The following is a 26,827-nucleotide window of genomic DNA, read 5'->3' on the forward strand; positions in this document are numbered from 1 at the left end:
GCGGTGCCGGCGTCGACGGGTGTCAGGGTTTCACGGCCACCGCGCCGAACTGCGGCACCGGCGCCGCGACGGCCGGGTCGGCACGCCACTGCGAGCAGGGCACCAGGCCCGGCTCGACCGGCTGCAGACCGTCGAGGAACCCGGCGATCTCCGCACGGCTTCGGGCGGTGATCGGCGGGGTGGCGTGGGCGTTCCAGAACTTCATCGCGGCGGCGTTGCCCGCGCCGCCCACGTCCTCGTCGTGGGTCGGGTGGGTGAGGACCAGCCAACTGCCCGAGGGCAGGGCCGCCATGAGCCGGCGCACGATGTCCCGCGCCTCCCCGGTGTCCAGGACGAAGTTCAGGATGCCGAGCATCATCAGCGCGACCGGCCGGGTCAGGTCCAGGGTCTCGGCGGCGCGCAGCACGATGGTCTCGGGGTCGCGCACGTCGGCGTCGAGGTAGTCCGTGACCCCCTGGGGCGAGCTGGTGAGCAGCGAGCGGGCGTGCACGAGGACGATCGGGTCGTTGTCGACGTACACGATCCGGGACTCGGGCGCGATCCGCTGGGCGATCTCGTGGGTGTTGTCCACGGTCGGCAGCCCCGTGCCGATGTCCAGGAACTGCCGGATCCCGTGCTCGGCGGCCAGGAACCGCACCGCCCGCGCCAGGAACTCCCGGTCCGCGCGAGCCACCTCCCGGATCACCGGGAACATCCCGGCGATCTGCTCACCGACCCGCTGGTCGACCTCGTAGTTGTCCTTGCCGCCGATCCAGTAGTTCCACACCCGGGCGTTGTGCGCCACGGAGGTGTTCAGTCTCGCCGGTCCGGCCGTCGCGGAGTCGCCCTCGGTCACGTCGCCGCCCTTCTCGCACGCGGTTGCCCGCCGTCATTGTGCCGCCGGTTGATCGCCCTGTCCCGGGAAACGCACGGTCCGGGGCGGTCCGGGACGGCTCCGGGACGTTCCGGTGCGGCGGGAACCGGTTCCGGGACGCCGCGGCGGATGAGGAACACTGGGCCGGTACGCCGCAGCCGACCGGAAGCAGGACATGTCCGCCACGCCCACGCCCCTCCTGGACATACCCGGCCTGCCCGCGGGCCCCGCCGACATCCGGCTGATCGTCAGCGACATGGACGGCACGCTGCTGGACGACGCCAAGCGGATCCCCGACGGGCTGTGGCCGGTGCTCGCCGAACTGCGCCGCCGCGGAGTGCTGTTCAGCCCGGCCAGCGGCCGCCAGTACGCCACGCTGGCACGGCAGTTCGCGGACGTCGCCGAGGGCATGGTGTTCATCGCGGAGAACGGCACGTACGTGGTCCGCGACGGCGTCGAGCTGACCTCCGACACCCTCGCACCGGCCGTGCCTGCCGGGATCGCCCGCACGGTACGGCGGCTGGTCGCGGACGGCGCAGACGTGGGCGTGGTGGTGTGCGGCAAGCGGTCGGCGTATGTCGAGCGGACCGACGAGGCGTTCCTGGCGGAGGTGCGCAAGTACTACGTCGAGCACCGGATCGTCGAGGACGTCACCGCCGTCGAGGACGACGTGATCAAGGTCGCGCTGTTCGACTTCGGATCCGCCGAGCGCTCCACGGCCCCCGCGCTCGCGGAGTTCGCCGCCACCCACCAGGTCGTCGTCTCCGGCGAGCACTGGGTCGACGTGATGAACCGCACCGCCGACAAGGGCGCCGCCCTGCGCGGCCTGCAGCGCGCGCTCGGCATCACACCCGCGCAGACCATGGTCTTCGGCGACTACCTCAACGACCTGGAGATGCTCGACGCGGCCGACTGGTCCTTCGCGATGGCGGGCGCCCACCCGGAGGTCGTGCGCCGGGCCCGCTACCTGGCCCCGTCCAACAACGACAACGGCGTTGTGCGCACCATCGCGCGCGTGCTCGGCCTCTAGGCCCCCGGTCGGGCCGTGCCCGTGGTCAGGGGCTTGCGGCCGACCGCGCCGTACAGCGAGACGGGCCCCGGGGCGTCCGGCGCCTGATCCGGGCGCCAGTCGGCGATCGACACGATGCCGGGCCGAAGCAGGTCGAGGCCCTGGAAGAAGACGGCCACCTCGGCGCGGGAGCGGGCCACCAGGGTGACCCCGCCCGCAGCGTAGGCGGCGATGCCCTTCTCGACGTTCTCCGGCTCGAAGTCGGCCGTCATCGTCGACAGCACCAGACGGCTGCCCGGCGCCAGCGCGTCGACCAGGGTGGAGACCAGTTCGTGGGCGCCGTCCTCGTCGGCGACGAAGTGCAGCAGGGCGATCAGGGACAGGGCGACCGGGCGGCCGAAGTCCAGGACGCGGGCGGCCTGTTCGAGGATGGCCTGCGGATCGCGGGCGTCGGCCTGGACGTACTCCGTGACGCCCTCGGGGCGGCCCCGCAGCAGCGCGTGCGCATGGGCCAGCACGATGGGGTCGTTGTCGACGTAGACCACCCGGCTGTCCGGCGCGACCGACTGGGCGATCTGGTGCAGGTTGGGCTCGGTCGGTATGCCGGTGCCGATGTCCAGGAACTGGCGGACGCCGTCCTCGGCCAGGGCACGCGTGGTGCGCTGCATGAACGCCCGGTTGGCGCGCGCGGCCCGCGGGGCGCCCCTGTCGATCGCGGTGATCCGGCGGCCCAGCTCCTCGTCGACGGGGTAGTTGTCCTTGCCGCCGAGGAACCAGTCGTACACCCGGGCCGGATGCGGCCGGGTGGTGTCGATGCGCGCTGCGGCCTGGTCGGTCCCCGTCACGTGCTGCTCCTCCGCTCGGCCGGTCCCGGCGGTCACTCCGGGACGTGCGGGCAGCAGTCTGACACGATCACGCACTGCGGCGCACGGGGCCCTCGCGCGCCTGCGTGCCCCCAACGTGGCTGCGGGGAAGGGACGTTGGGGTGTCAGCCGGGCAGCGTACGGTCCAGGAAGCGCAGCACCTCGCCGAAGACCTCTTCCTTGTCCGTCTCGTGGAACACCTCGTGCCGTGCCCCGGGGAAGATCCGCTCGGTCGCCCGGCCGCCGGCGAGCCGCGCCACGCCGGTCCGGCTGCCGGGCAGCGGCACCAGCCGGTCGTCGTCGCCGTGCAGCCACAGCAGCGGGAGCGCGCCGACGTCACCGCTCCTGGCGACGGTCTCCAGCGTCCGGGCGAACGCCTCCAGGGTCGGCCGCTTCATCGGCCCGTGCCACACCAGCGGATCGGCGGCGTAGGCGGCGCCCACGGCCGGGTCCCGGGACAGCGCGGCCGGGCTGACCGGGGTGTCCGGGATTTCCGGCAGGGCCAGCAGCCGCCCCGGCAGCGCCCAGTCGCCGATCACCGGCCCGGACAGGATCAGTGCGCTCAGTTCGACGCCGTACCGCTGGGCGTAGCGGGCCGCGATCAGCCCGCCCATGGAGTGGCCGACCAGGACCAGCGGCAGGCCCGGGTGGGCGGCCCGGGCGAGGTCCGCCGCGCGGTGCACATCGGTGACCACGTCCTCGAAGTCCTCGATCACCACCCGCTCCCCGGCCGACCTGCCGTGGCCGACGTGATCCGGTCCGTACACCGCCGCCCCGTGCCCGGTGAGCACGGCCGCGAGCCCGTCGTAGCGGCCCGCGTGCTCGCCGTACCCGTGCACCACCAGAGCCAGGTACCGGGGCGCCGGGTGCGGCCACTCGCGTACGGCGACCGGGCCGCGGGTGCCGTCGAGGGTGTGCTCGCGGACGTGGGGCATGTCTCCTCCGGGCGGGTCGGTGAAGCTCCGGGGAGATCTTCCCAGCGGGCCGGTCCGAGGTCTATAGTCGAAAACTAGCAGTGCTAATTAAGCGTGTCCGTGTGGTCCACCGGCCGACAGTGTCGTAGGCCGGTCGTAGGTCAGGAGTCGAAGCCGTGCGTCCCGTCCACTTCGCGGCCGCCCGCCGCACCCCCATCGGCAAGCTGCGCGGAGCCCTGTCCGCCGTCCGGCCCGACGACCTGGCGGCCGGCGTGATCCGTCACCTGGTGGCCGATGTGCCCGCCCTCGACCCGGCCCGGATCGACGACGTCTACTGGGGCGCGGCCAACCAGGCCGGCGAGGACAACCGCAATGTCGCCCGCATGGCCGCCCTGCTCGCCGGCCTGCCCGAGTCCGTACCCGGCGCCACCGTCAACCGGCTCTGCGCCTCCGGCCTCGAAGCGGTCACCGCCGCCGCCCGCACCATCGCCGCCGGCGAGGCCGACATCGTGATCGCCGGCGGCTCCGAGTCCATGAGCCGCGCCCCCTTCGTACTGCCCCGCCCCGACGAGGCACTCCCGCAGCGCATCGAGACCTACGACACCCGGCTCGGCTGGCGTCTGGTCAACCCGGCCATGAAGGACCTGCACGGTGTGCTGTCCATGGGGGAGACCGCCGAGGAGGTCGCCGCCCGGTACGGCATCTCCCGCGAGCGGCAGGACGAGTTCGCCCTGCGCAGTCACCAACGGGCCGCCGCGGCACGCAAGAACGGCCACTTCGACGACGAACTCCTGCCCGTGGAGCGGCCGGACGGCATCGTGGTGGAGCAGGACGAGTGCGTCCGCGAGGACACCTCGCTGGAGAAACTCGGCCGTCTGCGGCCGGTCTTCCGGAAGGGCGGTACGGTCACGGCGGGCAACGCCTCGCCGATGAACGACGGCGCGGCCGGGCTGCTGCTGGTCAGCGAGGAGGCACTGAACGAGCTGGGCCTGGAGTCCCTCGGCCGCTATGTCGCGGGCGCCTCCGCCGGCGTGCACCCCGACGTCATGGGCATCGGCCCGGTTCCCGCCACCCGCAAGGCGCTGGCGCGGGTCGGCTGGGAGGTCGGTGACCTGCAGGAGGCCGAGTTCAACGAGGCGTTCGCCGCACAGGCCCTCGCCTGCGTCGACCAGCTGGGCATCGACCCGGACCTGGTCAACCCGACCGGCGGCGCCATCGCCCTCGGCCACCCCCTGGGGTGCTCCGGCGCCCGCATCCTGACGACCCTGCTGCACCGCATGCGGCGCACGGGAGCGGAGCGCGGGCTCGCGACCATGTGCGTGGGCGTGGGCCAGGGGAGCGCGGTACTGGTCGAAGCGCACTGACACAGCGTCAACAAGGGCTCTCTGCAAGAAAGTTCGACAGCACGAGCCGCAGCAAGGAACGGAGCAGCACTCCATGGCAACCCTGTCCGTCGCCACCATCCTCGCCGAGAACGCCAGGCGACGTCCCGGCAAGACCGCCCTCGTGGAGGGCGACCTGCGGCTCACCTTCGGCGAGGTGTGGCAGCGGTCCCTCGCCCGGGCGGGCGCGCTCGCCGGCCTCGGCGTACGGCCGGGGGACCGGGTCGCCCTCATGGCACCCAACACCGCCGAGTTCCCGGTCGCCTACTACGCGATCATCGCGGCCGGTGCGGTCGTCGTACCGGTGCATCTGCTGCTGTCGGCGGGCGAGGTCGAGCACGTGCTGAAGGACAGCGGGGCCGGCCTGCTGCTCGTCCACCCGGCCCAGGCGGAGACCGGCCGGGCCGCCGCCGACGCCCTCGGGGTCCACGTGGTCACCCTGGGCGCGGAGTTCGACCAGCTCGCCGCCGGAGCCGAGCCGCTGCCGTCGTACGTCACCCGTACGGCCGACGACCCGGCGGTGATCTTCTACACGAGCGGGACCACCGGCGTCCCCAAGGGTGCGGTCCTCAGCCACTTCAACATCGTGATGAACGCGACCGTCAACGCCTTCGACGCCAACGACATCCGCGCCGACGACATCGCGCTCGGCGCCCTGCCCCTCTTCCACGCCTTCGGGCAGACCGTCTCGCTCAACTCCACCTGGCGGGCCGGCGCCACGCTCGTGCTGCTGCCCCGCTTCGACGCGGCCCGCGCCATCGAGCTGATGGCCGAGGAGCAGGTGAACACCTTCCACGGCGTGCCGACCATGTACGTCGCCCTCGCGGCGGCAGCGGCCGGGGCCGAGCGGCTGCCCGAGCTGCGCGTCTGCATCTCCGGCGGGGCCTCGCTGCCCGTCGCTGTGCTCGAGCGGTTCGAGGAGGCGTTCGGCGCGAAGATCTACGAGGGGTACGGACTGTCGGAGACCTCGCCGACCGCCACCGTCAACCAGCCGCTGTTCGGCACCAGGCCGGGCACCATCGGGCATCCGCTGTGGGGCGTGGACGTGGAGATCGCCCGCGCCGAGCTGGAGGACCGCATCGAGCTGCTTCCGGCGGGCGAGCTGGGCGAGGTCGTCATCCGTGGCCACAACGTCTTCTCCGGCTACCTAGGCCGGCCCGAGGCCACCGCCGAGGCCGTGGTCGAGGGCTGGCTGCGCACCGGCGACCTCGGCACCAAGGACGACGAGGGCTTCCTCAGGATCGTCGACCGCAAGAAGGACGTCATCATCCGCGGCGGTTACAACGTGTACCCGCGGGAGGTCGAGGAGGTCCTGATGCGCCACCCCGCGATCGCCCAGGTCGCGGTCATCGGCCTGCCCGACGAGCTGCACGGCGAGGAGGTGTGCGCCGTCGTCGTGCCGGCGCCGGGCACCGCGCCCGGCGCCGCCGAGGTCACCGAGTGGTCCAAGGAGCACCTGGGCCGCCACAAGTACCCGCGCCGAGTGGAGTTCACGGACGCGCTGCCGCTCGGCCCCAGCATGAAAGTGCTCAAGCGGGAACTGCGGGCGACGTACGTGGAGAAGGTGGAAAAGCAAGTGGACTAGCCCTAGCGGTCGGCAGTGATCACCTGGCGAGACGGTCCTTACGCCGGAGCCTTGTCCGGACATAGCATCGGTCTCCGCATGAACACGATGACTCTCTGGCACATATCCGGCTGGGGGTTCGCGGCGCTCGCCTCCGCGGCCGTCCTCGTCGGCTTCTCGAAGACCGCGGTGAGCGGGGCCAACACGGTGAGCCTCGCGATCTTCGCGGCGGTCCTGCCCGCTCGCGCCTCCACCGGCGTCCTGCTGCCCGTCCTGATCGCCGGCGATGTCCTCGCCGTCCTCACCTACCGTCGGCACGCCCACTGGCCCACCCTGTGGCGGCTGTTCCCGGCCGTCGCGGCCGGCGTGGTGGCCGGCACGCTGTTCCTGATGTGGGCCGGCGACGGGGTCGTCCGCACCTCGATCGGCGCGATCCTGCTGCTGATGGCGGGCGTCACGCTGTGGCGGCGTCGTCGGCCGCAGGGCGCGGGCGGGCCGGACGAGCCGGACGCGGCGGCGGGCCGGGCCGGCCGGGCCAAGGCGCGCTCGTACGGCGTGCTCGGCGGGTTCACGACGATGGTCGCCAACGCGGGCGGCCCGGTGATGTCGATGTATCTGCTCTCGGCCGGATTCCAAAAGCTGGGCTTCCTGGGCACGTCGGCGTTCTTCTTCCTCATCGTGAACCTGTCCAAGGTGCCGTTCAGCGCGGGCCTCGGCCTGATCGACGGGCGCTCGCTGCTGCTCGACGCAGCGCTCGCGGTGTTCGTCGTGCCCGGGGCGTTGATCGGCAAATGGGCTGTGAACCGGATCAACCAGCGACTCTTCGAACAACTCGTGATCGCGGCGACGATCGTGGGCGGGCTGCAGCTGCTACTGCGCTAGCCCCAGCAGGGCCGGGAGGTCCGCGAAGGAGTCCAGGACGTGGTCCGGGCGTCCGCTCGCCCGCTCCAGGCTCTGGGGCAGGAACTTGCCCGTGCGGACCAACGCCCCGGTGATGCCGAGCTGCTGAGCCGCCAGGACGTCGTACTCGATGTCGTCCCCGACCATCAGCGCCTGCTCCGCGCCGACCCCGAGACGCCCGAGAGCCGCTTCGAAGAACGCCCGCGACGGCTTCCCCGTGACCTCCGCCTCGACATCCGCGGCCGCCTCCAGACCGGCCAGGAACGCCCCCGTGTCCAGTTGGAGTCCCTCGTCCGTCCGCCAGTACAGGTTCCGGTGCATGGCGACCAGCCGCGCACCCTGCTGGAGCCGGCCGAAGGCACGATTGAGCGCCTCGTAACCGAACTCCGGCCCGGCGCCACCGAGCAGCACGACGTCCGCGTCGTCGTCGTCACCGACCAGGGTGATCCCCTCCAGATCCGCCCCGACGTCCCCGCTGTTCAACAGCGCGACGCGAGCCCCGGCCAGATGGGCGGCGGTGGCCGCGGGGGCCGTCAGGATGTCCTCGGCCCCCACCGGGAACCCCGCGCCCGCGAGCGTTGCGGCGACGGACGCCCGGGACCGGGAGGTGGTGTTGGTCACCAGGACCACGCCCAGACCCGCGTCCCGGACGGCCCGCAGTGCCTCCACCGCACCCGGCAGCGGCTTCCAGGAGACGGTGAGGACACCATCGATGTCGATCAGCACGGCCCGCACGGACTCCCCGACCTCTGCGACCTCCATGACCTCCATGACCTCCATGACGTCAGACCGTAGCGGCCCGGACGCCCGACCCGCCCGCAGCACCTCGTACGCTCACCCCTATGCCCGCGCACGTCCTGATCCTCGGCGGCACCACCGAGGCCCGCCGCCTTGCCGCCGACCTCGCTGCCCGGCCCGGCATCCGGGTCACCACGTCCCTGGCCGGCCGGGTCGCGCGGCCGGGCACGGTGGCGGGCGAGGTGCGGATCGGCGGCTTCGGCGGCGTGCAGGGCCTGGCCGACTGGCTGCGCACGCACCATGTGGACGCCCTGGTCGACGCCACCCACCCCTTCGCCGAGGCGATCACGGCCCACGCGGCGCGGGCGTCGGCGGCCACGGGGGTCGCGCTGGTCGTGCTGCGCCGGCCCGGCTGGCAACCGGTTCCCGGGGACCGCTGGTACGACGTCCCCTCCCTCCAGGCGGCGGCCGAGGCCCTGCCGTGCCTGGGCCGCCGGGTGTTCCTGAGTACCGGGCGCCTCGGCCTCTCCGCCTTCGCCCACCTGACGGACCTGCACTTCGTCGTCCGCTCGGTCGACCCGCCCGGGCCACCGCTGCCCCCGCACACCGAACTGGTCCTTGCCCGCGGCCCGTTCACCGTTGCCGACGAGACGGAACTGCTGCGCACCCACCGCATCGAGGTGCTGGTGACCAAGGACAGCGGCGGCGGAGCCACGGCCGCGAAACTGACCGCCGCCAGGGAACTCGCCCTGCCCGTGGTCGTCGTACGCCGCCCCGCGCTCCCGTGGGGCGTGACGGCGGTGCCCGACGAGGCGGGCGTACTGCAGCGGCTCGGGCTCGGCGCCGCCTGAGGACCGACCAATGACCGTCGCCACCCACGACATGTGCGCGGCACCGCCCAGGTCCGACACGATCGTCGGCAGCGCCGTACCGACGATCGTCTGGTCCAGGGCCGCGAGGAGCATGCCGAGCACGATCGTCACGAAGACGACGTTGCGCCGGCGGGCGTCCAGTGCCGGGGGCTGTGCGGCGCTCGGCGGCGCTGGTTCCTCGGTCACGGTCACGAGGTCGCGATCACACGGGTGGACCAGCCACGCATGCGGGGCCGTCCGCCCGGATGCCGTCAGGCCCGGCCGGGGCCCGGGTTCCTGCGCAGCAGATACGTGTCCATGATCCAGCCCTTGCGCTCGCGCGCCTCGGCCCGCACCCGCTCGATCTGCGGGCCCGCCTCGGCGATCGGCCCGCTGACGAGGATCTCGTCCGGGGTGCCTATGTACGCCCCCCAGTAGATGTCGACGTCCTCCTCGGCGTACCGCCGGAAGGCCTGGTGCGCGTCCAGCATCACCACCACGTCGTCCACCCCCTCGGGGAAGCCCTCGGCCAGCCGCCGCCCGGTGGTGATCTGCACCGGGCTCGCCACCCGGTTCAGACCCGTGCGGTGCCGGGCGACCAGTGCGGAGACGCTGCTGATGCCCGGTACGACGTCGTAGTCGAAGGCGACCGAGCCCCGCTCCAGCACCTCCTGCAGGATCCCGAGCGTGCTGTCGTACAGCGCCGGGTCGCCCCACACCAGGAAGGCGCCGGTGCCGTCCTCGCCCAGCTCCTCGGCGATCAGCCGCTCGTAGATCCCGGCGCGGGCGCTGCGCCAGTCCTCGACCGCGGGTGAGTACGCCGACCCGCCCGCCGCGCGGTCCCGCTCCGGGTCACGTGCCTCGACGACCCGGTACGACCCGGCCGGCAGATGTGCGTCCAGTATGTCCCGGCGGAGCTGGGTGAGATCGCCCTTCACCTCGCCCTTGCCGAGCAGGAAGAACACGTCCGTGCCCTGGAGCGCCCTGACCGCCTGCAGGGTCAGCTGGTCGGGGTCGCCCGCGCCGATACCGATGACATGAATCTTTCGCACGCCCCGAGTCTGCCCCATGCCACTGACAACGCGTCCACCGCCTCCCTACGCACGGTCATCACGGCCCTTGCGGGTCTTCGGGCACGCCCCGGGCGAGCCGGGGCGCCTCGGCCACCGGGTCCACCGGACCGGCGCCCCGCTCCACCCGTCCCGCCAGCTCCCGCGCCCAGCGGGCGACCCCGGCGAGATCCATGCCGTACGCCCGGTCCTCCCGCTGCTCCTGTTCCCACTCCTCGACCGCCCCCGCGCCGCGCCGCAGCAGACGCGCCCCGCCGACGGCATTGCCGCGCGCCGCGTGGGTGAGACCGACCGCCAGCTGGGCCAGCCCCCGCCACAGCGCCCGCTCGTCCCCGGGACCCGACTTCCAGGCGTCCTCGAACACCTCGTGCGCGTGGAACGGCCTGCCCGCCTCCAGCAGCGCCTGCGCCTGCGCGACCGTCTCGCTCGGGGCCCGTACGACACCCTCCGGCTGCCGTGGGACGCCCTCGGTGCCATGGGGCAACGGGCGGCCGAGCCCGTCCCGGGGCCGCGCGTTGCGTGCCCGCCCGTCCGCGTCCCGGTCCCTGGCATCCGCTGCGTCCGCACTCGTCATACGGCTGATTGTCCCGCCCCCGTCCCCGTCGGCGCGCCCGCGGCCTGTACGGCCTCCGGGCCCTCTTAGGCGCACCCCCGTCCGTGGGGTAAGGTTCTGTTCGTGCGATCACGCGGGTCACCGCGAACGAGCGCATCGGGACGTGGCGCAGCTTGGTAGCGCACTTGACTGGGGGTCAAGGGGTCGCAGGTTCAAATCCTGTCGTCCCGACCAGATTTATTGACGGTCGGAGGTCGTCTTCTCAGGAATGGGAAGACGGCCTTTTCGTTTCCGTGGGTCCGCCGTTCCGGTCCTCCCCACCCTCCCCCTCGAGGCGCATCGGGTGGTGGTCGCCGGTGGCGATCCTGGCCGCCATCCCGGCCAGCTCCCCGCAGGCTCGCGCGATCTCCTGCTGCGTCTGGTTCCGCTCGCTGATGACCGCCGAGACCAGCAACGCGGTCAGCGACGCGGAACCGTTGAACGCCTGAAGGGTGATCATGCCGGTGAGCAGGTCATGACCGGCGAAGGGGCCCGCTCCCCGTGCGGCGGTGATGACGGCGAAGGTGGACACGGCCAAGGCGCAGGGCGCGGCCCCGGCCAGCTGGAAGCGGAAGGCCGCCCAGATCAGCAGCGGGAACCCGAGGAACATGAGCGGCACGCTGCTGGTCTCGACGACACCCACGCCGACGGTGGCTGCCAGCAGCAGCAGTCCCTCCAGCCACCGCAGTGGCGGCACGCCCCGCGGCAGGCGTGCCGCGCCGAGAACGAGCAGAACCGGTACGACCACGAGGACGCCCATCGCGTCGCCGGTCCACCAGACCGACCACGTGGGCCAGAAGCCCTCGGTGCTGACGACATCGGCGAGAACCAGGGTCCCGCTGCCCGTCGTCGCGCTGATCAGCATCCCGGTGAACGCACCGAGGAAGATCAGGGCGAGCGCGTCGCGCAGACGGTCCAGTTCGTTCCGGAACCCGATGTGGCGCAGCAGCGCGTAGGAACACAGGGGCGCCAGGGTGTTTCCCGCCGTGATCGCGAGCACGGCCGGGAGCGACGGCCCGAGCGAGATGTTGACCAGGAACGCGCCGAGGGCGATTCCGGGCCAGACCCTCAGGCCGCGCAGGAGCAGGCCCGCCACCGCTATTCCGCTCGGCGGCCACAGCGGGGTGACCTGCCCGCGCACCAGCTGCTGGAGCAGACCCAGCCTGGCCGACCCGTAGTACAGCGCCGCGACGGCACAGATCTCCGCAACAGTCATTGCACCGTCGCGGCTGAGCTGTACACGCTGCGCGACAGCCATCGGGCGACCTCCGGGTCGACATCGCCCCCAGCCCCATCATCCGCCGGATCCGCCGGATCCTCCACGGCACCCGTGACGGGCGGGACCGGCATGCGCCGCGACAGGAGGCCCCGTTCCTCCTGCCTGCCCAGTGGCATCCCGGTGTCAGGCGGCCGGCGTGCGCACGGCGAGAATCGCCATGTCGTCGTGACCGTCGCTGGGGTGGTGATCGGCCAGAGCCCGGACGAACGCGGGCAGGGGCAGGCCGGCCTGGTCCACGGCGAGATGGGCGAGCGTGTTCAGCCGCTCGTCGATGGGGTGGTCGGGGTGCTCGACCAGCCCGTCCGTGAAGAAGACCACGGTGGCCTCCGGGGGCAGGTGGCGGGAGTGGTCCGGGCGGGGCTGGGCGGTGTCGACACCGAGCGGCAGCCCTGGCTCGCCGAGCAGGTACATCACGCGGCGTTCACGGGTGAGCAGCAGCGGTGGGACGTGCCCCGCGGTGCTCCAGTGCAGTCGCCAGCCCGGCTTCTCCGGTTCGATGCGGGCCAGAACGGTGGTCGTGACGGGATTGTCGGTGATGGCCTCCAGAGCCCGGTCCAGCTGCGTGAGGACCTCGCCGGGCGGATGGCTCTGATCGAACAGCAGGGCCCGCAGCATGTTCCGGGTGGAGGCCATGGCGGCTGCGGCCCGCAGATCATGGCCGACCACGTCACCGATCACGACCGCCACCACGTGGTCGGGCAGCAGGATGGCGTCGTACCAGTCCCCGCCGAGCTGACTGGGCTCGGCGGCCGGCCGGTAGATGGCGGCGGCGGTGAAGGGACGCACGTCGGGCAGCGTGGGCAGCAACAACCGCTGGAACTGCTCGGCCCCGACCCGGATCCGTTCGAACAGGCGGACGTTCTCGATCGCGATGCCGGCGGCGCCGGCCAGGGCGAGGACGACGTTCTCGTCGTGCACGTCGAAGGGCTTTCCGTCCTGCCGCCCGGAGAGGTAGAGATCACCGTAGATCTCACCGCGCACACTGATGGCGACGCCGAGCAGGGTGCGCATGCGCGGATGGCCCGGTGGGAACCCGGCGGACGCCGGGTGCGCCGGGATGTCGTCGATCCGCAGGGGCTCGGGGTATCGGATCAGGTGGCCGAGGACACCCAGGCCGCGCGGCATGCCCGTCTCGGCCAAAGCCGTGCGTTCCTGTTCGGACAGACCGGCGGTGATGAACTGCTCCAGGTGCTCCCCGGACTCGTCGAGTACGCCCAGTGCCCCGTAGCGGGCGCCGACCAGGTCCATGGCGGTGGTCACGATACGGTGCAGCACCGCAGGCAGTTCCACCTCACGGCTGATGGCCACCACGGCATCCAGCAGGCCCTGCAGCCGGTCCATGGAGGACAGCAGGGCCCGCAGCTGCTCGTCGATCCGGCTCAGCTCGGAACGAAGGCGCACATGCAGGTCGGGGAGCTGCGCGCGGCCGGGGCGTCTGCCGTGCCTCTCTCCCGCCATCACGGGTGCCCAGCGGTCCGGTGTCCGTCTGCGGTCATCGTCGGGTCTGCCGACCGGACACGGTGAAGCGGCTCGCGCAGCGCCAGCCTCGAGCGATGCATTGCGGCCTCCTTCCACGACCCCGATCACCATCAGGGCGGACGGTCCTCACTGCGTCGTCTTAGATTGTGGCACCGATGTCCTTGCCGCCGCTGTGCCGGCGCTCGTTCGACGGGCGGCCTCCGCGGTGCCGAAGACTTGGGAAAGTGGCAGGTCAGGGGTGCTGCCGGAGGAATCCGGCAGCACCCCTTGCGCCAATACCCGCAGGTGCGGGTCCGCTGGGGCCGTCAGCCCTTGTTGGAGCCCAGGGTCAGGCCGCTGACGAACTGGCGCTGGAGGGCGAAGTAGACGATCAGGGTGGGGATCGCGGTCAGGAGGGAGCCTGCCGCCACCAGGTTGGGGTCGGTGAAGTACTGGCCGGAGAGGTTGTTCAGGGCCGAGGTGATCGGCATGTTCTCGCCGGTCGAGATCAGGACGAGGGCCCAGAAGAAGTCGTTGTAGATCCAGATGGAGAGAAGGGTCGCCAGGGCCGCCATCGCGGGCTTGCACAGCGGCAGGGTGATCTGCCAGTACAGCCGCCACACCGAGGCGCCGTCGACCAGCGCGGCCTCGGTCAGCTCGTGCGGCAGCGAGCGCATGTAGTTGCTCAGCACGAACGCGCAGAAGCCCGACTGGAACGCCACGTGGATGAGGACCAGGCCGAGCGCGGAGTCGTACAGCTTGCCGCTGGCCGTGATGCCCGGCAGGTTCGTCAGCAGGTACAGCCGGTACAGCGGGGTGATGATGACCTGCTGCGGAAGGAGGTTGCCGGCCGTGAAGACCAGCAGGAGGGCGAGGTTGAGGCGGAAGTCGAAGCGGCTTACGTAGAACGCCACGCACGAGGACAGGAACAGCGTCAGCAGGACGGCCGGCACCGCGACGATCAGCGTGTTGCCGAAGTAGTGCAGCATGTCCGACTGCTTGAACGCGTTCGTGAAGTTCTCGAAGGTCAGCTTGTCAGGCCAGGAGACGTAGCCCTTGGTGCTGGTCTCGCTGTACGGCCGCAGGGCCGAGTAGACCGCCCACAGGAGTGGGGCCAGCCAGGCCAGCGCCGTACCGGCGAGGAAGACGTGCAGCAGGACGCGGGCCGGGCGGATCGGGGCGCGGCGCTTCAGCGGGAGAGTGGTGCTGCTCATGCGCGGCGCTCCTTGCGGAAAGTGGCGATCAGGTACGGGATGATCACCGCCAGGGAGATCACCAGCAGGACCACGGCGATCGCGGAGCCGTAACCGATGCGGCTGGATTCGCCGATGATGTTGTTGGTGACCAGGATCGACAGCAACTCCGTGCCCTGGGCGCCCTTGTTGAAGACGAAGACCAGGTCGAAGGCGCGCAGCGCCTCGATGATGGTGACGACGAGGACCACCGTGTTGGTGGGGCGCAGCGTGGGGAAGATGACGTGCTTGAACGTCTGCCACTCGCCCGCGCCGTCCAGCGCGGCGGCCTCGCGCAGCGACGGGTCGACGCTCTTCAGGCCGGCCAGGTAAAGGATCATCATGTAGCCGGTGTGCCGCCAGGACGCCGCGATGAGGACCGCCCACAGATTGAGGTGCGGGTCGCCGATCCAGTCGATGTAGTGGCCGGGCTTGTTGGCCCCGATGATGCTGTTGATCAGGCCGGTGTCCGGGTTGTAGACCAGCTGCCAGACGAAGCCGATGCAGGCCATCGAGATGACGACGGGCAGGAAGAACGCGGTCTGGTAGACCCGACTGAACCGGATCTTCTTGTCCAGCTGCACCGCCAGGAACAGGCCGAACGGCGTCGGGATCAGGATCAGTACGACGAACCAGATGACGTTGTGCTCGACGGCCGGCCAGAACTGCGGGTTGTCGTTGAAGAGTTGCTTGAAGTTGTCCAGGCCCACCCACTTGATCGAGTCGAACCCGATGCCGTCCCAGGTGGTGAAGGCGAGGAAGATCGAGGCGATGGCGGTGACCCAGACGAGGGCCACGTGCAGGATCGTCGGGACGCCCGCCATCAGGGCGAGCGTGATCCGGTCACGGCGGGTCAGCAGGCGCCGGTGGCCCTGCGTGGCGCGCTTCTTCTCGGGCGTGGGCCCCGGCGGCGCCGCTGCGGCTGCCCCCGGGGTCTTCGTCGTCGTGTCGGTCGTCATCGGGTCGCTCACTCGGACGCGAAGATCGTCTTCTTCTGGCGCTCGATGGACGACAGCAGGCTGTCCACGCCCTTGGGGTTCTGCAGGAACTTCTGCAGCCCTGGCTGCATCACCGTGGAGGTGAAGTCGGGCCGGGAGTCGCGGTCCATGAACTGGGTGAGGGTCTTCGCGCCGCCGATCATCTCGAACGCCTTCTTCTGCAGCGGCGAGTACGCGGAGGTGTCGGCCTTGCTGGAGGCGGCGACCACGCTGGAGTCGGTCTTGAGGTACAGCTCCTCCGCCGCGGGGGTGCCCAGGTACTCCAGCAGTTTGAGGACACCGGCGTGGTTCTTGGGGGACTTGCTGACCATGAAGCCGTCGGTCGGTGCCTCGACCGTCTCCTGGCCGTAGGCGGAGTTGATCTCCGGGAAGGGGAAGAAGTCGAGGTCGTCCAGGTCGGCCTTGTTGGTGAACTGCTGGGCCACGAACGAGCCGAGGAGGTACATGCCGGCTTTCTTCGCCACCAGCGACTGTGCGGCGTCCTCCCAGGTACGGCCCATGAAACCGTCCTGGTGGTAGGGCAGGATCTCGGCCCAGTGGTCGAAGACGGCCTTCACCCTGGCGTCGGTCCAGGAGGCCTTGCCCGCCATCAACTGGACGTGGAAGTCATAGCCGTTGAGCCGGAAGTTGATCTGGTCGAAGGTGCCCATCGCGGGCCAAGCGTCCTTGTCGCCGAAGGCGATCGGGACCAGACCGTCCTTCTTCATCTGCTTGCACAGGGCGACGAAGTCGTCCCAGGTGGCCGGGATCTTGTAGCCGTGCTGCTGGAAGACGCTCTTGCGGTAGAAGATCGCCCAGGGGTACGTCGTCAGGGGCACGAAATAGTACTTGCCGTCCTCGCCCTTGCTGAGCTTCTTCATCGCGTCCGGGAAGTTGTCCCCGATCTTCTGCCACACGTCGTCGACGGGCGTGGCCAGCTTCTTCGCCGCGAAGAACTGCATGCGGTAACCGGCGAACCAGTTGAACACATCGTCAGGCGTGCCCTGCAGGTACGAGTTGATCTGTTCCTGGAAGGTGTTGTGGTCCTTGGTGTTCACCTTGACCGTGAGGCCGGACTGCTTCTTGAAGCCCGCGTAGACGCTCTCGAAGGCCTTCTTGGGTACCGCGTCCGAGGCGTTGGAGCCGAGGGTGACGGTCTTGGGGTCGGAGGAGGAGCCGCTGCTTCCGCAGGCGGACAGCAGGGGTATGCCGGCACCGGCGAGCAGGGCGGCACCGCCCGCTCCGCGCAGCACCGAGCGACGGCTGGGACCCGGGACAAGGACACCGGAGGGGGAGAGGCGCATGGCGGCTCCTGAGGAATACAGGGCTCGGTCAAGGGGTGAGTTGATCACCGAAAGGTTGTCGAAACCGCTCAGAAACCAACTCGACCGAACATCGTGGGCGTCATAACACCCCCATGTCCGCTCATGCGTCAATAGGTCGGCTCGCACTCGGGTGTCTCTTGCCCGAAACGTAATCGTCATCGTTACCTGCGGTGTTGGGGCACGACAGGCAAATCGTCCCCAGGGGCGGCCGGGGCCGCGGGGGGCTGTGTGAACGCGAGTGATTCCGTTTCGGTCCCTGACCAGCACAGGGCAGTGGCCGGGGTCTGATCGGCAGCTGCTGATCAGGGTCTGATCAGCAGCTGGAAGTCGAAGGCGTACCGGGAGGCCCGGTAGACATGGCTGCCGTACTCCACCGGCCGGCCCGTGTCGTCGTAGGCGGTGCGCCGCATGGTGAGCAGGGCCGCGCCCTCTTTCTCGTCCAGCAGGGCGGCCTCCTCGGCGGTGGCGGCGCGGGCGCCGACGGACTGGCGGGCGCTGTGCAGGACGATCCCGGCGGACCGCATCATCCGGTACAGACCCGTCGACTCCAGCCGCTGGGTGGGGAGTTCGAGCAGCGCGGGCGGCACGTAGGTGCGCAGCAACGCCACCGGACGGCCGTGGGTGCAGCGCAGCCGTTCCAGCACGGTGACCTCGGTACCCTCCGCGAGGCCGAGGGCCGCCGCCGCGTCGGCGGGAGCCGCAAGCGGTTCGTTGCGCAGCACCCGGGTGGTCGGGCCCTGCCCGGCCGACTCCAGGTCGTCGTAGAGGCTGCTGAGTTCGAGCGGCCGCTTGACCTGGCTGTGCACGACCTGTGTGCCCACCCCGCGGCGGCGCACCAGCAGCCCCTTGTCGACCAGTGACTGGACCGCCTGCCGGACGGTGGGGCGGGACAGGCCGAGGCGTGCGGACAGGTCGACCTCGTTGCCCAGCAGGTTGCCCGGGGTCAGCGCCCCGTGCTCGATGGCCGCCTCCAACTGCTGGGCGAGCTGGTAGTACAGCGGCACCGGGCTCGTACGGTCCAGCGCGAACATGACGGAGTCGAGTGCGCGATCGCCCGGTGCCGTTCGTGGCGGGGTGCGGTGTACTGGGCTCATGCCGTTCAGGTGTAGGGCCGGAAGGGCACAGGTGTCAATGGTTTGTACTTACATTCGGACCTGCTCGTGAAATGATGTCTTAACAAAGTATTGACAGCGGGCTCACCAGGGACTTGGATCCCGTCCCAACGCATCAGCGTCCCTTCCCCGTCGCACGCACAGTGAGGTGCTGGAAAGATGGACCGCTCTTCTCCCTCCCGCTTTCGCCGATCGGCCCCCTTCGTGGCGGTGGCCGCGGCGGCAGCCCTCGCTCTCGCCGGGTGCGCCAGCGCCCACGGCGGGAAGAAGGCCGAGGAGGCGGCACAGAACGCCTCGGCGGGCAAGGCCAACACACCGCGCATGACCGTCGCGCTGGTCACGCACCAGGCGCCCGGTGACACCTTCTGGGACACCGTCCGCAAGGGAGCCGAGGCCGCCGCGGCCAAGGACAACGTCAAGCTCGTCTACTCGTCCGACCCGAACGCGGGCAACCAGGCGAACCTGGTGCAGAACGCGATCGACCAGAAGGTGGACGGCATCGCGGTCACCCTGGCCAAGCCGGACGCCATGAAGGGCGTCATCGGCAAGGCCGAGCAGGCGGGCATCCCGGTGGTGGGCCTGAACTCGGGACTGAGTGACTGGCGCAAGCTCGGACTGCTGGAGTTCTTCGGGCAGGACGAGAGCGTGGCGGGCGAGGCGTTCGGCAACAAGCTGAACACGACCGGCGCCAAGAAGATCGTCTGTGTCATCCAGGAACAGGGGAACGTCGGCCTCACCCAGCGCTGCGACGGCGTGCAGAAGACGTTCAGGGGCACCACTGAGACCCTGTACGTGAACGGCACCGACATGCCGTCCGTGCGCTCGACGATCACGGCGAAGCTCAAGCAGGACAACTCCATCGACACGGTCGTCACCCTCGGCGCCCCCTTCGCGCTGACCGCCGTGCAGTCGGTGGGCGACGCGGGCAGCAAGGCCAAGGTGGCGACCTTCGACCTGAACAAGGACATGGTCAAGGCCGTCCAGAACGGCAGCATCGAGTTCGCCGTCGACCAGCAGCCCTACCTCCAGGGCTACCTCGCCGTCGACGGGCTGTGGCTCTACAAGAACAACGGCAACTACAGCGGCGGCGGCGTGGAGCCGGTGCTCACCGGACCGGCTTTCGTCGACAGGTCCAACGTCGACAAGGTCGCCGAGTTCGCCGCGAAGGGGACCCGGTGATGAGCATGGCCCAGCGCGCCGAACCGGCCGTGGGGACCACCCCGCCGGCGTCCGGTCCCAAGGACAGCGACGGTCGCACCGCCCGGCGCCCGCTGGCGCTGCGGCTGCTCGCCCGGCCGGAGGTGGGCGTCTTCCTCGGCGCCGCCGCCGTCCTGGTCTTCTTCCTGATCGTCGCGCCCTCGGTCCGTCAGGGCAGTTCGATGGCGACGGTCCTCTACCAGTCCTCGACCATCGGCATCATGGCCCTCCCGGTGGCCCTGCTGATGATCGGCGGCGAGTTCGACCTGTCCTCCGGCGTCGCCGTGATCTCCTCCGCCCTCACCGCGAGCATGCTCAGCTACCAGCTGACCCTGAACGTGTGGACGGGCGTGATCGTCGCCCTGCTCGTCTCCCTCGCGATCGGCTTCTTCAACGGCTGGATGGTGGTCAAGACCGGCCTGCCGAGCTTCCTGATCACACTGGGCACGTTCCTGATCCTTCAGGGTGTGAACCTGGCCGTGACCAAGCTGATCACCGGCAACGTCGCCACCGACGACATCAGCGACATGGACGGCTTCGGCCAGGCCAGGAAGATCTTCGCCTCGTCGTTCGACGTCGGCGGGGTCCAGGTGAAGATCACGGTGGTGTGGTGGCTGGCCTTCGCCGCGCTGGCCACCTGGGTGCTGCTGCGGACGAAGTACGGCAACTGGATCTTCGCGGTCGGCGGCAACAAGGACAGTGCGCGGGCCGTCGGCGTCCCGGTGACGTTCACGAAGATCTCGCTGTTCATGCTGGTCGGCTTCGGTGCCTGGTTCGTGGGCATGCACAACCTGTTCTCCTTCAACACCGTGCAGTCCGGTGAGGGCATCGGCAACGAGCTGATCTACATCGCCGCGGCCGTGATCGGCGGCTGTCTGCTCACCGGTGGCGCCGGCTCCGCGATCGGCCCCGTCTTCGGCGCGTTCATGTTCGGCATGGTCAACCAGGGCATCGTCTACGCGGGCTGGAACCCCGACTGGTTCAAGGCCTTCCTCGGCGTGATGCTGCTCGGCGCCGTTCTGATCAATCTGTGGGTCCAGCGCACGGCGACGCGGAGGTAACCGATGACCGACAACGGAACGGGCACCCACGGCGCCGTCCTCCAGGACCCGCCGCCCGCCTCCGAAGGCCTCCTGGCCGAACTGCGGGGCGCGGGCAAGTCCTACGGCAACATCCGTGCGCTGCACGGGGTCGACCTGAAGGTGAACGCCGGACAGGTGACCTGCGTGCTGGGCGACAACGGCGCCGGCAAGTCCACCCTCATCAAGATCGTCTCCGGGCTGCACCAGCACACCGAGGGCGAGTTCCTCGTCGACGGCCGGCCGGTGCGATTCTCCAGTCCGCGCGAGGCGTTGGCCAAGGGCATCGCGGCGGTCTACCAGGACCTGGCGACCGTCCCGCTGATGCCCGTGTGGCGCAACTTCTTCCTGGGCTCGGAGATGACCAGGGGCCCCTGGCCGGTCCGCCGGCTGGACATCGCCCGGATGAAGAAGACCGCGGACGAGGAACTGCGCAACATGGGCATCGTCCTGGACGACCTGGAGCAGCCCATCGGCACCCTGTCCGGAGGCCAGCGCCAGTGCGTCGCGATCGCCCGCGCCGTCTACTTCGGCGCCCGCGTCCTGATCCTGGACGAGCCCACGGCCGCGCTCGGTGTGAAGCAGTCCGGTGTGGTGCTCAAGTACATTGCCGCAGCCCGTGACCGCGGCCTGGGCGTCATCTTCATCACCCACAACCCACACCACGCCTATATGGTCGGCGACCACTTCAACGTGCTGCGCCTGGGCACTCTGGAGCTGTCCGCCCCGCGCAGCGAGGTGAGCCTGGAGGAGCTGACCAACCACATGGCAGGCGGCGCCGAACTCGCCGCGCTCAAGCACGAACTGTCCCAGGTACGAGGCGTCGACACCGAGGAACTGCCCGAGGAGAGCGACCTCACCCCACCCGTCGCCCCGTCCCCGGAAGGAACCCCCTGATCATGGCAACTCCCACCCCGCTGAATCGCATCCGGGTCGGCTCGGCCCCCGACTCCTGGGGCGTCTGGTTCCCCGACGACCCCCGGCAGGTGCCCTGGGAACGCTTCCTCGACGAGGTCGCCGACGCAGGCTACGAGTGGATCGAACTCGGCCCGTACGGCTACCTCCCCACCGACCCGGCACGGCTCAGGGACGAGGTGGACAGGCGGAACCTGAAGGTCTCGGCGGGCACGGTCTTCACCGGCATGCACCGCGGGCCGGCCGTCTGGGAGGAGACCTGGGCGCACGTCAGCCGGGTCGCCGCGCTCACCCGGGACACGGGCGCGCGGCACCTGGTGGTCATCCCCTCCTTCTGGCGGGACGACAAGACCGCCGAGATCCTGGAGCCGCCGGAGCTGACCGCCGAGCAGTGGGCGCACCTGACCAAGGGCATGGAGCGGCTCGGCCACGAGGTCAAGGAGGCGTACGGCCTGGACATCGTGGTCCACCCGCACGCCGACACCCACATCGACACCGAGGACCATGTCGAACGGTTCCTGGACTCGACGGACACCGAGCTGGTCAACCTCTGCCTGGACACCGGGCACTACGCCTACTGCGGCGGGGACAGCGTCAAGCTGATCGAGACCTACGGCGAGCGCATCGGCTACCTGCACCTCAAGCAGGTGGACCCGGCGATCCTGGCCGGCGTACGGGCGAACGGGATCCCCTTCGGGCCCGCCGTGGCCCAGGGCGTGATGTGCGAACCGCCGTCCGGTGTGCCGGAGCTGGGGCCGGTGCTGGAGGCGGCCCAGACGCTGGGCGTCGATCTGTTCGCGATCGTCGAGCAGGACATGTACCCGTGCGAGCCGGACACACCCCTGCCGATCGCGGTCCGCACCCGCAGGTTCCTGCGCTCCTGCGGGGCCTGAGGGCGTTGTCGGGGCCCGCGGGCGCTCCCGGGCGCTCCCGGGCCCGCGGGCCTGCCTGCGCGGTCCGGGGCGCGTCGGTGTTTCCTGCGCCACCGCAGGGGATTCGGCCACCGGGTGGCCGGGAACCAGCCGGGAGCACGCGGGCGTTGTGAGAGTGATGGGGGACGCCCGCGCAGACGGGAGGACGCGATGACACAGCGCATGGAAGAGGCACCCAAGGCGACCCAGGACACCGCCGACGCGGCGCGCCGCGCCCGCTTCGGCACGCTGCCCGAGCGGATACGCCCGCAGGACACGGTGGAGACCAGGCCGGCGACCGTGCCGGACCCGGCGCGGGACACGTACAACCCGGACGAGTGGCTGATCCGGTACTGCGGCTGAGACACGGAGAACGGCGCCGGGCGACCGCCCGGCGCCGTTCTGCGTCGGCTCACGCCTGCCGCACCTCCGCCATCGTCACCGGCCGGTGCTCGTGCAGGGACAGGGTGCAGGCCTCGGCGATCCAGCCCGCCTCCAGAGCGTCCTCGATGGTGCACGGGGACGGGCGGGAGCCGGCCACGACCTCGGTGAACGCGGTCAGTTCGGCGCGGTAGGCGTCCGCGAAGCGGTCCATGAAGAAGTCGTGCGGGGTGCCGGCGGGGAAGGCCGCACCCGGTTCGACCGAGCGCAGCGGGAGCTTGTCGTCCAGGCCCACGGCGATGGAGTCCGCGAAGCCGTGCAGCTCCATGCGGACGTCGTGCCCCCGGGCGTTGTGGCGGGAGTTGGAGACCACGGCGATCGTGCCGTCGTCCAGGGTGAGGATCGCGCCGGTGGTGTCGGCGTCGCCCGCGGCCTTGATGTAGTCGGCGCCCCGGTTGCCGCCGACCGCATACACCTCCGTGACCTCACGACCCGTCACCCAGCGGATGATGTCGAAGTCGTGCACGGAACAGTCCCGGAAGATGCCCCCGGACGCGGCGACGTAGGCGGCCGGCGGTGGCGCCGGGTCCAGGGTCGTGGAGCGGACGGTGTGCAGCTTGCCCAGCTCGCCCGCCCGGACGGCGGCCCGGGCGGCGGTGAAGCCCGCGTCGAAACGGCGGTTGTAGCCGATCTGGATCGCTACTCCGCTGTCCTGGACGGCGTTGAGCACCTCGACGCCCTCGCCCATCGTCCTGGCGACGGGCTTCTCGCAGAAGACCGGGACGCCGGCCGTGACGCCCGCCCGGATCAGGGCGGGGTGGGCGTCGGTCGCCGCCGCCACCACGATGCCGTCCACACCGGCGGCCAGCAGCGCCTGCGGCGAGTCCACGACCTCGGCGCCGAACCGCTCGGCGGCGGCTTTGGCCGCCTCGGCGAACGGGTCGGTGACGACGAGCGACTCGACGGCGTCGAGCCTGGAGAGGGTCTCGGCGTGGAAGGTGCCGATGCGGCCGAGACCGAGGATTCCGATACGCATGGGGAGTGCAGCTCCTTGGTGCCAGGGATGAGAAGAGATAGCTAGTCGAGGCCGCCGAGCACGTTCTGGTCCCAGTCGATCACCGAGCCCGTGACCACGCCCGAGCGGTCGGACAGCAGGAAGACCACGAAGTCCGCGATTTCGTCCGGCCGGCCCAGCCTGCCCATCGGCAGCCTCGCCGCCGCCTGCTCGCGCCAGTCGTCGCCGGCGCCGTGGAAGGCGCGCTGGGTGGCGTCCTCGCCCTCCGTCGCGGTCCAGCCGATGTTCAGCCCGTTGATCCGGATCCGGTCCCAGCGGTGGGCGTGTGCCGCGTTGCGGGTCAGGCCCACCAGGCCTGCCTTCGCGGCGACGTACGGCGCGAGGAACGGCTGTCCGCCGTGCGCCGAGGACGTGATGATGTTGACGATCGTGCCGGGCGCCCTGCGCGCCACCATGTCGGCGACCGCCGCCTGCATCGCGAAGAACGGCCCCTTGAGGTTGATCGCGATGTGCTGGTCGAACAGTTCGGGCGTCGTGTCCAGCAGCGTGCCGCGGGAGGTGAGCCCCGCCGAGTTCACCAGGCAGTCGATCCGGCCGTGGGTGTCCACCACGTCGGCCACCGCCGCCCTGGCCTGCTCGGCGTCCGCCAGATCGGCGCGCACGAACATCGCCCTGCCGCCCGCCGACACCAGCTCGGCCACCAGCGCCTCGCCCGGTTCCGTACGCCGGCCCGTGACCGCCACGACGGCACCCTCGCGGACACCCGCCCGCGCGACCGCCGCTCCCATGCCCTGGCTGCCTCCGTTGACGAGCAGCACCCTGCCCGCGAGAAGTCCGCCGGGAAGTCCCCTGCCCATCCGCCGCTCAGCCCCTTCAGCTCTCGCGCCGTTCGGCGCCCGACCGCAGCCCGCTCCGCAACCGCTGCGGATCCCACCCCTCGCGCACGGCCCGTCGTACCAGGTCCGCCTGGGAGGGCGGGGCGAGACCGTCGACGGGCGGGTCGCTGTCGAGGTTGGTCGGGAAGGGATAGCCCTCGGCGCTCGCCGCGATCACGTTCTCCAGCCAGGTCTCGTCGACGCCGTCGGCCGCGCGCCGCAGCAGCACCGGGAACACCGCGTTCGCCACCGCCTCCCGGTCCACCGTCTCCATGGCCCGGCCGAACGCCGACGAGACCTGGAGCAGATTGGCGGTGCGGCGGACATCGGCGGTGCGGTTGCCGCCGGCGGCGTGGAACAGCGCGGGGTTGAAGAAGACCGCGTCGCCCTTGGCGAGCGGGAGCTGGACGTGGTGATCCTCGAAGTACGCCTGGAACGGCGGGAGTCGCCAGGCCAGATAGCCCGGCTCGTACAGCTGGGAGTACGGCAGCCAGAGCGTCGGACCCGACTCCACCGGCATGTCGCAGTGGGCGACCGCGCACTGCAGCGTGAGCACGGGGGAGAGCCGGTGCACCTGCGCGGGATAGGCGGCGGCCACGGCGTTGCCCAGGAAGCCGAGGTGGTAGTCCCGGTGCACCCTCTGGCCGGCGCCGCCCGGGTTGACCACGTTGACCTGCGAGGTCACCTGGTAGCCGGGGCCCAGCCAGGCCGAGGAGACCAGCGCCAGTACGTCGTTGGCGTAGTAGTCGGCGAACGCCTCGGGGTCGTACAGGGCCGCCTTCTCCAGCGCGTTCCACACCCGGTCGTTGGCGCCCGGCTGCGCGAAGTGGTCGCCGGCTGCGGCCCCGGAGGCGCGCTGCTCGGCGACGAGCGCCTCGAAGACGGCGGTGAGCCGGTCCACGACCGCCGGGTCCGCGAAGGCGCCCTGTACGACGACGACCCCGGGGCCGTCGGCGAGCGCCCGCACCAGCTCGGTCCGCAGCGCATCGCGGTCACCGGCCGTGCGCAGCTTCCCGGCCTCGTAGAGGAGGACGTCGTCGCGCACGGAAACGGCATGCGGGTAGTCCGCGAGACGGGTGGACCGGTCGGTCAGGGCCCGGAAGGCGTCGAGGTCGCAGTCCTGCTCGGACAGCCAGGTGCGGCCTGGTGCGGAGGCGACGGGCATCGGTCTCCTCTTTCCGTCTCTTGCGCATGATGGGGGCATTCGGCCACGGGGGCGGTACGGTCCTGCCATTCTTGTCAGTACAAACCCCTCGAACAACCAGCACCCAGCCATCAAAAACCCCTCAAGGAGCCGGACCATGGGCCATCCGTTCCCGATCCGGGAAATCGCACGTCAGGCGGGTCTGAGCGAGGCGACCGTGGACCGCGTGCTGAACGGCAGGGGAGGGGTGCGGGAGAACACCGCGCAGGAGGTGCGCCGGGCCATCGCCGACCTCGACCGGCAGCGCACCCAGGTCCGGCTGGTCGGCCGTACCTTCATGGTCGACATCGTGGTGCAGGCGCCCGAGCGGTTCTCGACCGCCGTCCGCGCCGCCCTGGAGGCCGAACTGCCCTCTCTGCACCCGGCCGTGGTCCGCTCCCGCTTCCACTTCCGTGAGACCGGCCCGGCCGCCGAGCTGGTCGGGACGCTGGACCGGATCGCCCGGCGCGGCTCCCAGGGCGTGATCCTCAAGGCGCCCGACGTCCCTGAGGTCACCGCCGCCGTGGGCCGGCTCACCGCGGCCGGCATCCCGGTCGTCACCCTCGTCACCGACCTGCCTGCCGGCGGCCGGCTCGGCTACGTCGGCAGCGACAACCGGGCCGCCGGCGCCACCGCCGCCTACCTGATGGGGCAGTGGCTCGGCGACCGGCCCGGCAATGTCCTCACCAGCCTCAGCAGCGGCTTCTTCCGCAACGAGGAGGAGCGTGAGATGGGCTTTCGCAGCGTGATGCGGGCCCGGCATCCGGAGCGGACGCTGGTGGAGATCGCCGAGGGGCAGGGCCTGGACGCCACGCAGTACGACCTCGTCCGCGCGGCCCTGGAACGCGACCCCGAGATCCGGGCGGTGTACTCCATCGGCGGCGGCAACAACGCCACCCTGCGGGCCTTCGCCGACCTCGGCCGCGACTGCGCGGTGTTCATCGCCCACGACCTCGACCACGAGAACACCCGCCTGCTGCGCGAACACCGGCTGTCCGCCGTGCTCCACCACGACCTGCGGCACGATATGCGCGAGGCCTGCCATCTCGTGATGCGCGCCCACGGCGCCCTGCCCCCGGCCGGGCCCGTGCTGCCGTACGCGATCCAGGTCGTCACGCCGTACAACATGCCCGCGCGGCCGGGCGAGTGAGG

The 26,827-nt window shown here is 70.9% G+C and carries 26 protein-coding genes, 1 tRNA gene and 1 pseudogene; 12 read left to right on the forward strand and 16 right to left on the reverse strand.

Features of this window, described 5'->3' with window-relative positions:
* Nucleotides 1–22 precede the first annotated feature (22 nt).
* On the reverse strand, nt 23–835 hold the full coding sequence (locus GQF42_RS37810; protein WP_158927492.1) for an SAM-dependent methyltransferase: 813 nt from the start codon (nt 833–835) through the stop codon (nt 23–25).
* Nucleotides 836–1,028: 193 nt separating this feature from the next.
* Here GQF42_RS37810 and GQF42_RS37815 point away from each other — a divergent pair, with 193 nt between their 5' ends.
* Complete coding sequence (locus GQF42_RS37815; RefSeq protein ID WP_158927494.1) at nt 1,029–1,883, forward strand: Cof-type HAD-IIB family hydrolase; 855 nt, start codon at nt 1,029–1,031, stop codon at nt 1,881–1,883.
* Here GQF42_RS37815 and GQF42_RS37820 read toward each other — a convergent pair.
* A complete protein-coding gene (locus GQF42_RS37820) occupies nt 1,880–2,707 on the reverse strand; it encodes an SAM-dependent methyltransferase (RefSeq protein ID WP_158927496.1) in 828 nt (275 codons plus the stop codon). The genes GQF42_RS37815 and GQF42_RS37820 overlap by 4 nt on opposite strands.
* 143 nt (nt 2,708–2,850) lie before the next feature.
* Nucleotides 2,851–3,660, reverse strand: coding sequence for an alpha/beta hydrolase (locus GQF42_RS37825; protein ID WP_158927498.1), 810 nt, complete (start codon nt 3,658–3,660; stop codon nt 2,851–2,853).
* A 155-nt stretch (nt 3,661–3,815) separates the two neighbouring features.
* Between GQF42_RS37825 and GQF42_RS37830 the strand changes: the two genes are divergently transcribed.
* From GQF42_RS37830 to GQF42_RS37840, 3 genes are all read left to right on the forward strand, one after another.
* Nucleotides 3,816–5,003, forward strand: a complete 1,188-nt coding sequence (locus tag GQF42_RS37830; RefSeq protein ID WP_158927500.1) for a thiolase family protein — start codon at nt 3,816–3,818, stop codon at nt 5,001–5,003.
* A 73-nt stretch (nt 5,004–5,076) separates the two neighbouring features.
* A complete protein-coding gene (locus GQF42_RS37835; protein ID WP_158927502.1) occupies nt 5,077–6,606 on the forward strand; it encodes a long-chain-fatty-acid--CoA ligase in 1,530 nt (509 codons plus the stop codon).
* Between the two features lie 78 nt (nt 6,607–6,684).
* Nucleotides 6,685–7,467, forward strand: coding sequence for a sulfite exporter TauE/SafE family protein (locus GQF42_RS37840; protein ID WP_158927504.1), 783 nt, complete (start codon nt 6,685–6,687; stop codon nt 7,465–7,467).
* Here the strand turns inward: GQF42_RS37840 and GQF42_RS37845 are convergent.
* Nucleotides 7,456–8,265, reverse strand: coding sequence for an HAD-IIA family hydrolase (locus GQF42_RS37845; RefSeq protein ID WP_233273620.1), 810 nt, complete (start codon nt 8,263–8,265; stop codon nt 7,456–7,458). The two genes, GQF42_RS37840 and GQF42_RS37845, sit on opposite strands and share 12 nt — an antisense overlap.
* 62 nt (nt 8,266–8,327) lie before the next feature.
* On the opposite strand from GQF42_RS37845, the gene GQF42_RS37850 reads away from it, so the two are divergent.
* Complete coding sequence (locus GQF42_RS37850; RefSeq protein ID WP_158927506.1) at nt 8,328–9,074, forward strand: cobalt-precorrin-6A reductase; 747 nt, start codon at nt 8,328–8,330, stop codon at nt 9,072–9,074.
* Between the two features lie 15 nt (nt 9,075–9,089).
* Here GQF42_RS37850 and GQF42_RS46385 read toward each other — a convergent pair.
* The 3 genes and pseudogenes from GQF42_RS46385 to GQF42_RS37865 form a co-directional block, all read right to left on the reverse strand.
* Nucleotides 9,090–9,287: pseudogene (locus GQF42_RS46385) on the reverse strand (hypothetical protein); the annotation flags it as partial.
* Between the two features lie 59 nt (nt 9,288–9,346).
* Nucleotides 9,347–10,126 (reverse strand): precorrin-6A synthase (deacetylating), encoded by a 780-nt coding sequence (gene cobF, locus GQF42_RS37860; protein WP_158927508.1) that lies wholly within the window; start codon nt 10,124–10,126, stop codon nt 9,347–9,349.
* 58 nt (nt 10,127–10,184) lie between these two features.
* Nucleotides 10,185–10,718 (reverse strand): DUF309 domain-containing protein, encoded by a 534-nt coding sequence (locus tag GQF42_RS37865; protein WP_158927510.1) that lies wholly within the window; start codon nt 10,716–10,718, stop codon nt 10,185–10,187.
* A 136-nt stretch (nt 10,719–10,854) separates the two neighbouring features.
* On the opposite strand from GQF42_RS37865, the gene GQF42_RS37870 reads away from it, so the two are divergent.
* Nucleotides 10,855–10,931, forward strand: a tRNA-Pro gene (locus GQF42_RS37870).
* Nucleotides 10,932–10,959: 28 nt separating this feature from the next.
* Here GQF42_RS37870 and GQF42_RS37875 read toward each other — a convergent pair.
* The 6 genes from GQF42_RS37875 to GQF42_RS37900 all read right to left on the reverse strand — a co-directional run bounded on the left by GQF42_RS37875 (nt 10,960) and on the right by GQF42_RS37900 (nt 18,101).
* Nucleotides 10,960–11,952, reverse strand: coding sequence for an MASE1 domain-containing protein (locus GQF42_RS37875; protein WP_158927512.1), 993 nt, complete (start codon nt 11,950–11,952; stop codon nt 10,960–10,962).
* A gap of 186 nt (nt 11,953–12,138) precedes the next feature.
* Nucleotides 12,139–13,473 carry a PP2C family protein-serine/threonine phosphatase gene (locus tag GQF42_RS37880; RefSeq protein ID WP_158927514.1) on the reverse strand — a complete coding sequence of 445 codons (1,335 nt, stop codon included), beginning with the start codon at nt 13,471–13,473 and terminating at the stop codon, nt 12,139–12,141.
* A 326-nt stretch (nt 13,474–13,799) separates the two neighbouring features.
* Nucleotides 13,800–14,687 (reverse strand): carbohydrate ABC transporter permease, encoded by an 888-nt coding sequence (locus tag GQF42_RS37885; RefSeq protein WP_158927516.1) that lies wholly within the window; start codon nt 14,685–14,687, stop codon nt 13,800–13,802.
* On the reverse strand, nt 14,684–15,664 hold the full coding sequence (locus GQF42_RS37890) for a carbohydrate ABC transporter permease (RefSeq protein ID WP_158927518.1): 981 nt from the start codon (nt 15,662–15,664) through the stop codon (nt 14,684–14,686). The genes GQF42_RS37885 and GQF42_RS37890 overlap by 4 nt, the downstream gene beginning before the upstream one ends.
* Before the next feature lie 8 nt (nt 15,665–15,672).
* Nucleotides 15,673–16,986 (reverse strand): ABC transporter substrate-binding protein, encoded by a 1,314-nt coding sequence (locus tag GQF42_RS37895; RefSeq protein ID WP_158927520.1) that lies wholly within the window; start codon nt 16,984–16,986, stop codon nt 15,673–15,675.
* 323 nt (nt 16,987–17,309) lie between these two features.
* The gene (locus GQF42_RS37900; protein WP_158927522.1) at nt 17,310–18,101 is read right to left on the reverse strand and encodes a GntR family transcriptional regulator; all 792 of its coding nucleotides are present in this window, start codon (nt 18,099–18,101) and stop codon (nt 17,310–17,312) included.
* A gap of 177 nt (nt 18,102–18,278) precedes the next feature.
* Between GQF42_RS37900 and GQF42_RS37905 the strand changes: the two genes are divergently transcribed.
* The 5 genes from GQF42_RS37905 to GQF42_RS37925 all read left to right on the forward strand — a co-directional run bounded on the left by GQF42_RS37905 (nt 18,279) and on the right by GQF42_RS37925 (nt 22,584).
* The gene (locus tag GQF42_RS37905; RefSeq protein WP_158927524.1) at nt 18,279–19,298 is read left to right on the forward strand and encodes a sugar ABC transporter substrate-binding protein; all 1,020 of its coding nucleotides are present in this window, start codon (nt 18,279–18,281) and stop codon (nt 19,296–19,298) included.
* Entirely contained in the window at nt 19,298–20,377 is a 1,080-nt protein-coding gene (locus tag GQF42_RS37910) for an ABC transporter permease (RefSeq protein ID WP_199272936.1), read from the forward strand. Before GQF42_RS37905 ends, GQF42_RS37910 begins: the two co-directional genes overlap by 1 nt.
* 3 nt (nt 20,378–20,380) lie before the next feature.
* Nucleotides 20,381–21,292 carry an ATP-binding cassette domain-containing protein gene (locus GQF42_RS37915; protein WP_158927528.1) on the forward strand — a complete coding sequence of 304 codons (912 nt, stop codon included), beginning with the start codon at nt 20,381–20,383 and terminating at the stop codon, nt 21,290–21,292.
* Between the two features lie 2 nt (nt 21,293–21,294).
* Nucleotides 21,295–22,203 carry a sugar phosphate isomerase/epimerase family protein gene (locus GQF42_RS37920; protein ID WP_158927530.1) on the forward strand — a complete coding sequence of 303 codons (909 nt, stop codon included), beginning with the start codon at nt 21,295–21,297 and terminating at the stop codon, nt 22,201–22,203.
* Between the two features lie 189 nt (nt 22,204–22,392).
* Nucleotides 22,393–22,584: a hypothetical protein gene (locus GQF42_RS37925; protein WP_158927532.1), complete on the forward strand. Its 192-nt coding sequence runs from the start codon at nt 22,393–22,395 to the stop codon at nt 22,582–22,584.
* Nucleotides 22,585–22,633: 49 nt separating this feature from the next.
* Here the strand turns inward: GQF42_RS37925 and GQF42_RS37930 are convergent, their stop codons facing one another.
* Genes GQF42_RS37930 through GQF42_RS37940 form a run of 3 tightly spaced genes read right to left on the reverse strand, consistent with a single transcriptional unit; the run spans nt 22,634 to nt 25,657 of the window.
* Nucleotides 22,634–23,638 carry a Gfo/Idh/MocA family protein gene (locus tag GQF42_RS37930; protein ID WP_158927534.1) on the reverse strand — a complete coding sequence of 335 codons (1,005 nt, stop codon included), beginning with the start codon at nt 23,636–23,638 and terminating at the stop codon, nt 22,634–22,636.
* A 41-nt stretch (nt 23,639–23,679) separates the two neighbouring features.
* A complete protein-coding gene (locus tag GQF42_RS37935) occupies nt 23,680–24,474 on the reverse strand; it encodes an SDR family oxidoreductase (protein WP_158927536.1) in 795 nt (264 codons plus the stop codon).
* Between the two features lie 16 nt (nt 24,475–24,490).
* A complete protein-coding gene (locus GQF42_RS37940) occupies nt 24,491–25,657 on the reverse strand; it encodes a phytanoyl-CoA dioxygenase family protein (RefSeq protein WP_158927538.1) in 1,167 nt (388 codons plus the stop codon).
* 136 nt (nt 25,658–25,793) lie between these two features.
* On the opposite strand from GQF42_RS37940, the gene GQF42_RS37945 reads away from it, so the two are divergent.
* On the forward strand, nt 25,794–26,825 hold the full coding sequence (locus tag GQF42_RS37945; RefSeq protein WP_158927540.1) for a LacI family DNA-binding transcriptional regulator: 1,032 nt from the start codon (nt 25,794–25,796) through the stop codon (nt 26,823–26,825).
* Nucleotides 26,826–26,827: the final 2 nt, after the last annotated feature.

Origin of the sequence: Streptomyces broussonetiae, from assembly GCF_009796285.1 — a bacterium.
Lineage (GTDB): Bacteria > Actinomycetota > Actinomycetes > Streptomycetales > Streptomycetaceae > Streptomyces > Streptomyces broussonetiae.